The sequence below is a fragment of the Nocardia mexicana NBRC 108244 genome (genome assembly GCF_001613165.1).
Classification (GTDB): Bacteria; Actinomycetota; Actinomycetes; order Mycobacteriales; family Mycobacteriaceae; genus Nocardia; species Nocardia mexicana.
Genome location: NZ_BDBV01000069.1, coordinates 24041 through 30040 on the forward strand (window position 1 = coordinate 24041; position 6000 = coordinate 30040).

Below are 6000 nucleotides of genomic sequence, written 5' to 3' on the forward strand. Positions count from 1 at the left end.
GATCGGGAGTTGTGCTTGTGGATTCCTCGAGGAGTCCCTGTCAGGTCCTCGAGGAATCCTCGAGTTGTCCACTGGTTTGCGCACAGATGTGCACAAACCGGGCATCGTGATGGAACAACTCGAGGACCGCTCGAGGATGGGGCTGGGACAGATTTGTTACCTCCACAGCGACTCCACGTTCATCCTCGAGTCACCCGACGGACATCCCCACGCCGCCACGCCCCCCGAGCAGCGGATTCGCCCGTGGTCCACAGAATCCACAGTGCCTACTACTGTTTCAGTTCTTCTTCTTCAATAACTTCTTTCAAAACAGGGTGTGTGGAAACTCGGTTCGTGGAGCGACGGCACGATCGGCATCCCGGGACTCGGTGAACGAAGGAGCCATGAGGAGAACGGGTCCACAGACCCCCGGGCGACGCACCGGGAGGGCGGCGTGGTCATTCGTCGTCTTCGCGGGTACGGTTTGATGTCGGTCGCCTGTGACACACTGCGGTGAGACAGCAGAGCGGCCGATCCAGTACCCCTGCATGAAACGGCGTTGAGCCGAACGGATCACGACCGATCGAGACTTGGGAGAGGACATACCGGGCGATGGAGCTTGCAAGCATGAAGTTTCGGGTCGCTCGCGAGGATTTCGCCGAATCCGTCGCCTGGGTGGCCCGCAGTCTGCCGTCTCGCCCGCCGGTACCGGTGCTCGGCGGCGTCCTCCTCGTTGCCGACGAGGACGGGCTGACGGTCTCCGGTTTCGACTACGAGGTCTCCGCCCAGATGCGAGTGGCCGCCGAGGTCGCCGGCCCGGGGCAGGTGCTGGTCTCCGGCCGCCTGCTGGCCGACATCACCAAGGCGCTGTCCAACAAGCCGGTGGATGTCTCCGTCGACGGCACTCGCGTGCTGATCGCCTGCGGCAGTGCGAAGTTCTCGCTACCGACCATGCCGGTCGAGGACTATCCACAGCTGCCCGAACTGCCGCCGCAGACCGGTGAGCTCGGCGTGGACCTGTTCTCCGGGGCCGTCGGCCAGGTGGCCGTCGCCGCGGGCCGCGACGACACGCTCCCGATGCTGACCGGTATCCGGGTCGAGATCGAGGGTTCCAAGGTCGTTCTCGCGGCCACCGACCGCTTCCGCCTCGCGGTCCGGCATCTGGAGTGGCAGCCCGGACGCGACGACGTGGAGACGGCCGTCCTCGTGCCCGCGCGCACCCTGTCGGAGTCCGCCAAGACGCTGGGCACCTCCGACCAGCCGGTGCAACTCGCCTTCGGCACCGGTACCGACGGTCTGCTCGGCATCGTCAACGGCGGCCGCCGCACCACCACCCGGCTGCTCGACGCGGAATTCCCCAAGTTCCGCCAGTTGCTCCCCAAGGAGCACACCTCGATCGCGACCCTGCAGGTGAGTGCGCTGATCGATGCCATCAAGCGTGTCGCGCTGGTGGCCGAGCGCGGTGCCCAGGTGCGCCTGGAGTTCTCCGAGCAGGGGCTGCTGCTGTCGGCCGGCGGCGACGACGCGGGCCGCGCCGAGGAGTGGCTGGAGGCCGAATTCCGCGGTGAGCCACTGACTATCGCCTTCAATCCGGGCTACCTCAACGACGGCCTGTCCGCGCTGCACTCGGACCGGGTGACCTTCGGATTCACCACGCCCAGCCGTCCGGCAGTGCTGTGCCCGACCACCGAGGAGGACCCGGAGGTGCTCGAGTCCGGCGCCTTCGCGGCCCTGGGCGGCACGTACACCTACCTGCTGATGCCGGTTCGACTGCCGGGCTGAGTCCGGCGGGTGCACACCGGACCCGATGGCCCGAGGCCGGCCACCGGGTCCGTGATTCCTGCCGGATTCTTTGTGAACAATGTTGATAACTCTGTGAAAAACTCTGGGCACGTGGACAACTCATGCCGCAATACCGAGTTGTGCACAACGCCTGCGGGGACGGTGAACTGAGCGATGCACGTCCGGGCGTTGAGCCTGCGGGACTTTCGCTCGTGGGAGCAGACCGAACTCGAACTGACCACGGGCCGAACGGTTTTCCTGGGCTCGAACGGCAACGGGAAGACGAATCTCGTCGAGGCCCTCGGCTATCTCGCCACCCTCGGCTCGCACCGGGTGTCCACCGATGCGCCGCTGATCCGGTTGGGGGCCCAGCGCTCCCGGATCGGTGCGACGGTGGTGAACTCCGGCCGCGAGCTGCGGATCGACATCGAGCTGAACCAGGGGTCCGCCAACCGGGCTCAGATCAACCGCTCGCCGGTGCGGCGGCCGCGTGAGATCCTCGGGATCCTGCAGACGGTGCTGTTCGCGCCGGAGGACCTGGCGCTGGTCCGGGGCGACCCGTCGGAGCGCCGTCGCTTCCTCGACGAGCTGTGTACCGCCCGGTTACCTCGGCTGGCCGGGGTGCGTTCGGATTACGACCGGGTGCTGCGGCAGCGGTCGGCGCTGTTGAAAACCGCAGGGCGGCAGTCGCGCTCGCGGTCGGGCACACCGGCGGACCTGAGCACGCTGGACGTGTGGGACGGCCACCTCGCCGCACACGGCGCCGAACTGCTCGCCCAGCGGCTGCGCCTGGTCCACGAATTGCACCCCTATCTGGAGCAGTCCTACCGCTCGATCGCCCCGGAATCGCGCACCGCCTCCATCCGCTACCGCAGTGCGTACCTGCCACCGGAGTTCCTGGACACCGGACGCGCGCCGGAGCCGGACGACACCGCGGCGCTGGAGTCGATCATGGTGCGGGAACTGACCGCCGCCCGCGGGAAGGAACTCGAGCGCGGGGTGTGCCTCGTCGGCCCGCATCGCGACGATCTGGAGCTGGTGCTCGGCTCGGCGCCGGCGAAAGGCTTTGCCAGCCATGGCGAATCGTGGTCGTTCGCGTTGGCGCTGCGGCTGGCGGCCTTCGAACTGCTGCGCAGCGTCGGCACCGATCCGGTCCTGCTCCTGGACGACGTCTTCGCCGAACTGGATCGCCGCCGCCGCGCCGCCCTGGCCGCGGTGGCCGCCACGGCGGAACAGGTCCTGATCACCGCGGCGGTCCCGGAAGACGTCCCGCCGGAACTCGAGGCCACCCCGCTGCGGGTGGAGACCGCGGGCGAGGCAGACGAGCGCACGTCCCACATCGTGGATCAGGCCGGTCTTCCACTCGCGGCGGCGCCGGAGGACGGATAGGCGGTGAAACCGCCGATGTCACAACAATGTCACGTGACACCGGCCGCGGCACGCCGGAAGTCGGATGCCGACCGATTAGCCTGTCCTGCAATGCCCGGCCCGGGGCATGTGGAATCCACCCGGGCCACGAAGGATCACGAGCGAGAGGAGTGGTGGTGGACGGACCCGAGTACGGCGATGCGGAAGCGGCTGCTCCGGCCGAGTCCGGTACCGAACTGCGCGGTGTCGATCTGGCGCGGCGTGCGCTGGAGGAGGCGCGGGCCGCGGCCAAGGCCAGCGGCAAATCGGTCGGCCAGGGGCGGGCGTCGCCGCGCAGGGGCGGGGTTCGTGCGTTGCGGCGGCGCTCCGGATGGTCGGGGGCCCGCCCGGACGAACGCGACCCGCAGCGGCTGGCCACGCTCGCCGGTGCGCTGGCGAAGAGTCGCGGCTGGTCCGGCAAGGTCGCCGAGGGCATGGTGTTCGGCCGGTGGGCGAGTGTGGTCGGCGACGATGTCGCCGCGCACGCCACTCCGGTGTCGCTGACCGACGGCGTGTTGAGCATTCAGGCGGAATCGACCGCGTGGGCGACCCAGCTGCGCATGCTGCAGTCCCAGATCCTCGCGAAGATCGTCGCCGCGGTGGGTCAGGGCGTGGTCACGTCGCTGAAGATCAGCGGCCCGGCCGCGCCGAGCTGGCGCAAGGGTGAGCGTCATATCAAGGGTCGCGGGCCGCGCGATACCTACGGGTGAGGGTTTCACGTGGAACCGGGTCGCCGCGGAATCGGCCGGTCGCTCGAAGATCGCCCAACTCTTCCGCAAACTTTTCCGGCCACCTCTCGACGAGCCACTGAGGCCCGCCGGAGCGTCGAACCCTACAACCAGACCCGGCAGCGACCGATTTCACGCACTCACGACCCTCTCAGGGGTGTCATAGGTGCATCCTGAGCCAGGTGTACCAGTAGGATGGTGGGGTAACTAGCGGCGATACCTTCGACGCGTTCCGGGCAAGCCCGCGCAAGGACCCGTAATTCTCGAGCAGTTCGTCATCTCGAGCAGATGTCACTCGGGGTCCCCTGTGTGTTGCTCGACGCTGCGTCGAGGGATCAGCAAGTAAGGAGAGCTACCGAGCAGTGGCTGCCAACGACTCCAATGCAAGCTCGACCAAGGGCAAACAGCAGGATTACGATGCCTCCAGCATCACGGTCCTGGAGGGACTGGAGGCGGTCCGCAAGCGCCCCGGTATGTACATCGGTTCCACCGGCGAGCGCGGTCTGCACCACCTGATCTGGGAGGTTGTGGACAACTCCGTCGATGAGGCGATGGCGGGCTACGCCAGCCGCGTCGATGTGACCTTGCTGGCCGACGGTGGCGTCGAGGTGGTCGATGACGGCCGCGGCATCCCCACCAGCATGCACGCGCAGGGCATCCCCACCATCGAGGTGGTCATGACCCAGCTGCATGCCGGCGGCAAGTTCGACTCCGAGTCCTATGCGGTGTCGGGCGGTCTGCACGGCGTGGGTATCTCCGTGGTGAACGCGCTGTCGACTCGGCTCCAGGCCGATATCGACTACGGCGGCTATCACTGGACCCAGGAGTACAAGGACGCCAAGCCCGGCAAGCTGGTGCAGGGCGACGCGACCAAGCGCACCGGCACCACGATCCGGTTCTGGGCGGATCCGGACATCTTCGAGACCACTTTCTACAACTTCGAGACGGTGTCGCGCCGGCTGCAGGAGATGGCATTCCTGAACAAGGGCCTCACCATCACCCTGACCGATCAGCGGGTGACCGAGTCCGAGATCACCGAGGAAGTGGTCAGCGATACCGCCGAGGCGCCCAAGCATGCCGAGGGCGAGGCGGCGGCCGCCGCCGAGCAGAAGGTCAAGACCCGCACCTATCACTATCCGGGCGGCCTCGAGGACTTCGTCAAGCACATCAACCGGACCAAGCAGGCCATCCACAACACGGTGGTGGGTTTCACCAGCAAGGGCACCGGTCACGAGCTCGAGGTGGCGATGCAGTGGAACTCGGGCTACTCCGAGTCCGTGCACACCTTCGCCAACACGATCAACACCCATGAGGGCGGCACGCACGAGGAGGGTTTCCGCGCGGCGCTCACCTCGGTGGTGAACAAGTACGCCAAGGACAAGAAGCTCATCAAGGACAAGGACGGCAACCTCACCGGTGACGATATCCGTGAGGGACTGGCCGCCATCGTGAGCGTGAAGGTCGGTGAGCCGCAGTTCGAGGGCCAGACCAAGACCAAGCTCGGCAATACCGAGGTCAAGTCGTTCGTGCAGCGCACCTGCAACGAGAACCTGGCGCACTGGTTCGAGGCCAACCCTGCCGACGCGAAAACGATTGTGCAGAAAGCCGTCTCGTCGGCACAGGCGCGGGTCGCCGCGCGCAAGGCGCGAGAACTGGTGCGGCGCAAGAGCGCAACGGATCTGGGCGGCCTGCCCGGCAAGCTCGCCGACTGCCGTTCGAAGGATCCGCGGCTGTCCGAGATCTACATCGTCGAGGGCGACTCCGCCGGTGGCTCGGCGAAATCCGGTCGTGATTCGATGTATCAGGCGATCCTGCCGCTGCGCGGCAAGATCATCAACGTCGAGAAGGCGCGCATCGACAGGGTCCTCAAGAACAACGAGGTCCAGTCGATCATCACCGCGTTCGGCACCGGTATCCACGACGAGTTCGATATCGCGAAACTGCGGTATCACAAGATCATCCTGATGTCCGACGCCGACGTGGACGGTCAGCACATCTCCACGCTGCTGCTGACGCTGCTGTTCCGATTCATGCGTCCGCTGGTCGAGCACGGTCACGTGTATCTGTCCTGCCCGCCGCTGTACAAGCTCAAGTGGCAGCGCAG

4 protein-coding genes are annotated in these 6000 nt (G+C 66.7%); all 4 read left to right on the forward strand.

Annotated elements, in window-relative coordinates:
- Positions 1-591 precede the first annotated feature (591 nt).
- Complete coding sequence (dnaN, locus tag NM1_RS26650) at positions 592-1761, forward strand: DNA polymerase III subunit beta (RefSeq protein WP_068025450.1); 1170 nt, start codon at positions 592-594, stop codon at positions 1759-1761.
- Positions 1762-1935: 174 nt separating this feature from the next.
- Positions 1936-3150 (forward strand): DNA replication/repair protein RecF, encoded by a 1215-nt coding sequence (recF, locus tag NM1_RS26655; protein WP_068025461.1) that lies wholly within the window; start codon positions 1936-1938, stop codon positions 3148-3150.
- A 155-nt stretch (positions 3151-3305) separates the two neighbouring features.
- Positions 3306-3878 (forward strand): DUF721 family protein, encoded by a 573-nt coding sequence (locus tag NM1_RS26660; protein ID WP_068025510.1) that lies wholly within the window; start codon positions 3306-3308, stop codon positions 3876-3878.
- Positions 3879-4258: 380 nt separating this feature from the next.
- The coding region (locus NM1_RS26665; protein WP_068025464.1) for a DNA topoisomerase subunit B at positions 4259-6000 on the forward strand (1742 nt) is incomplete at its 3' end.